Origin of the sequence: Streptomyces recifensis, from assembly GCF_002154615.1 — a bacterium.
GTDB classification, from domain to species: domain Bacteria; phylum Actinomycetota; class Actinomycetes; order Streptomycetales; family Streptomycetaceae; genus Streptomyces; species Streptomyces griseoluteus.
The window spans coordinates 1-1900 of record NZ_MUNH01000548.1; the positions used below are offsets into that span (position 1 = coordinate 1).

Annotated in this window: 1 protein-coding gene; it reads right to left on the bottom strand. The window is 74.5% G+C overall.

The genetic code is table 11. From position 1 onward, the window contains the following. On the bottom strand, positions 1–1780 hold a 1780-nt coding region (locus CCN33_RS25510), incomplete at its 3' end, for a glycosyltransferase family 2 protein (RefSeq protein ID WP_140394672.1). Positions 1781–1900: the final 120 nt, after the last annotated feature.

Consider the following 1900-nt stretch of genomic DNA (forward strand, 5'->3'; position numbering starts at 1 on the left):
CGCCCGCGCGGGCGATCAGCGGGAGCAGTACGGCGAGTACGGCGGTGCCGATGCGGCCCTGCGCCAGCGCGCCGGTGGTGGCGGGGAGGAAGGCGTACGCGACGGCCGTCCAGGCGCGCAGCAGCCGGGAACTGACGAGGGGCCGGGAGGCGAAGTAGGCGGTGAAGCCGGCCAGCGGCACCGAGCAGACCAGCAGCACGGTGACCGCGAGCCCGGTGGAGCCGAGGAAGAGCGAGGCGAGCGTCGCCACCACCGCGAGGTAGGGCGGCGCGGAGGTGGTGCTGCCGGCGCCGACCGGGTGCCAGGCGGCGGCGAAGCCGGCCCACAGGTCGCTCGCGCCGGGCGGGACGGGCAGCAGCGCGCCGCCCGCGAGGGCACCGCCGCCCAGCAGGGCGCGGCAGGCCGCCAGGGAGATCAGCAGCAGGGCGAGGAAGAGCACCGGGCCGGGCTTGCGGGCGATGCGCTTGAGCCGGGCGAACTGCTCGATCTCCAGGAAGTCGGCGTCGTCGCCGCCGGGTCCGGACTCGACCGCGCTGCCGTGGCGGCCGGCGGAGGTGTCGACGTCGGAGTTGCTGGAGAAGTTGGCGGCGATCTGCTCGGCCGTGGCGCGGATGGTGGCGCCGGGCGGCGGGAACAGCTGCCGCAGTTCGTCCTTGTCGATCTGCGAGGGGCCCCGGCTGCGGCGCGCGGCGAGGATGCGTTCGGGCCGGAGCAGGACGCCCAGCAGGCCGCGGATCTCGTCGAGGGCCTGGCCGGGCACCTTGCCGACCAGGTAGGCGAGGGTGCGCAGCAGGGTGCCGAGGACCAGCCGGAGCAGCACCCAGGGCAGCGCGGCCGTGCGGGTGTTGGCGAGGAGGGTGTGGACGGCACCGGCCTTGTCGACCTTGTGCGGGGAGGCGGTGGTGCGGCCCGCGCAGTCGACGGTGCGGCGCTCGCGGGAGGCGGCCTCCGCGTGCCGGACGACGGCGTCGGGGGCGATCAGGACGCGGTAGCCCTCGGTGTGGGCGCGCCAGCACAGGTCGACGTCGTCGCGCATCAGGGGCAGCCGGCGGTCGAACCCACCGAGCCGCTCGAAGACGTCACGGCGGATCAGCATGCCCGCGGTGGAGACGGAGAGCACGGTGCGGACGTGGTCGTGCTGGCCCTGGTCCTGTTCGCGGCGGTCCAGACCGGTCCAGCGGCGGCCGGAGTTGGCGATGGAGACGCCGACCTCCAGCAGTTGCCTGCGGTCGTACCAGCCGCGGAGCTTGGGGCCGACCACGGCCACGTCGTCGCGGCCGAGTTCGAGTTCGTTGTCCACGACCCGCAGCATCTGGGCGAGCGCGTCGGGCTCCGGGGCGCAGTCGTCGTGCAGCAGCCAGAGCCACTGGACCGGCTCGCCGTGGGGCAGTTCGGGCAGGTCGTAGGCGTCGTCGCGCCAGGTGCGCGTGGCCGGGTCCCAGCTGTTCGGACGCCTGAGGTAGGGCAGGTCGTCCGGGGTGAGGACGGGGGCGAGGCGGGTGGCCTCGTCCACGGCCTGGCCGAAGCCGGTGCGCCGGGCCAGGTGGACGACGGCCTCGTCCCCCAGGGTCTCGGTGACCAGTTGGGCGGAGTCGTCCGCGCTGCCGGTGTCGGCCGCCACCGCGTACTGCACGGGGCGCTCCTGACTCAGCAGCCCGGCGAGCGCGTCGGGCAGCCAGCGGGCGCCGTCATGGGTGACGAGGACGGCCGTCACCACATGGCGCGGGAACTCAGGGGTGGCAGCGTCGTGTTGGGCTGTCGTATGGCTGTGCACGGACATCGAGGTACGGGCCCCGGTTCGATGGACTGCGGTGGACGCCTGTGCCCATCAAGGACAGCGGGGCGTCTCGGACGAGCGCCCACACTATCGGTCGGTCATGACGGCGGCCCGCCGCCTGTG